The sequence below is a fragment of the Pseudomonas syringae pv. cilantro genome, from assembly GCF_001293775.1.
GTDB classification, from domain to species: domain Bacteria; phylum Pseudomonadota; class Gammaproteobacteria; order Pseudomonadales; family Pseudomonadaceae; genus Aquipseudomonas; species Aquipseudomonas syringae_P.
The window spans coordinates 574,930-576,332 of the sequence record NZ_LGLN01000033.1 but is presented as its reverse complement, the minus strand read 5'-3'; the positions used below and the strand labels follow the sequence as shown (position 1 = coordinate 576,332).

Sequence of the window (1,403 nt, the reverse complement as noted above, 5' to 3'; positions counted from 1 at the left end):
TACTGGAAGGCGAAGGGCAATGTTGTATGGGGGGAAGCGATAAGTGGGTTCAGGGTTTCGATGGTGGCAATGGGGGCGTTTGGGATAATTGCAGCGACGTTAGAACTTGCTGATATCTGGGGTGACCTGACTAAAGCAAGAACATCTGAAGAAAAAATTGCAATGGAGATAAAAACTGCTTCAGTATTAATGATGGGTGCAGGCATTGCCGCTCAATTTATTGCAGGGTTATCCCCTTCAATCACCCTTACTACGTTTGTAATGGGCTCTTGGTTTAGTGTTGCACTATTGCTAACCGGCGCGGTCTATCTGCTCACCACCATGGCCTTGAATTACTTCAAACGAGACAGCATAGGTTGGTGGCTACGAAAATGCTGTTGGTCAAAGTCAATTGAATATCGATACCCGACAAATGCGGAGGGCCTGCGAGAAGAAAAGCTTGCTCTACTTACGATACAGCTAAGCCCTCAAGTTTATGTAAAAAGCACCACACGAGACGAAACCTACTATTTCGGGCGGGACACCCCACGTAACATTCCGGTGCAATACGGTGCTGGTGTGCAAATTCTTTTGCCGAGCGCAGTGCGAGGTGAGTCGGTACACTTCAACGTCATCAGCAGCAAACGTTCGTGGGGCGTGCTTCCCGTGGGGAAAATAGATTCTCCAATACACGAGCCTTTTTTGGACAGAGGGCAATTTAAAAAAATTGATCATTTTGGAAAGCTCGCCAACCAACCCGCTCGCAGCGCTCAAGAGGATTTCACATTTCCACTTATGCCTCCCGCTGGTGAAGACGTAGTCTGGGAAACGTGGGTGCCTCTCGAGAAAGACGCGACGTATCTGGAACTGCAAATATGGTACTCCAATCAGTTGGTCACGTCTGAACAACAGGACATTGGCTACCTGTTCCAGCTCGAACTGAATACCAATGGGGATATCGTGGCCGATGGCCTATCCACTACTGAGCTAGACGTGAAAGTTTCAAGCCGGCTCGGCGCACCCACACTCGAAATTGCGGAATAAAAAAATGATCAAAAAATACAATGTTGCTCAATTAGAAAAAATCGAAACCCACGCAGAAAACGCTCAAACCGACAAGGACCCTAAGTTAACTAGTGAACACATTATAAATTGGTCAATAAAGACCATCGCAAGACCTCCAAAGGAAATATTTTTTGCTCAGTCAGCCATGATTATCATATGCTCAACTATGCTAAGCGTTGGATTGTGGGGAGGCTGGGACTCTTACTCTAAGGATCCGTCACTGGCAATTTACATCGTGGTGGCTGCTTTAGGCGGAGCGACATACTTTATTTTTTTAGGTATCCGCCAAAAAACCATTTACCACTACACCATCAAAACCGACCGGGCCTCTGTCGAATACTACCTCCACTACCCCGACT

Annotated in this window: 1 protein-coding gene and 1 pseudogene; both read left to right on the top strand. The window is 46.9% G+C overall.

The window, feature by feature from the left end:
• A partial coding sequence (locus ABJ99_RS09610) for a hypothetical protein (protein ID WP_080378085.1) occupies positions 1-1,023 on the top strand: 1,023 nt, incomplete at its 5' end.
• 4 nt (positions 1,024-1,027) lie between these two features.
• Positions 1,028-1,403 (top strand): annotated as a pseudogene (locus tag ABJ99_RS28605) (permease); the annotation flags it as partial.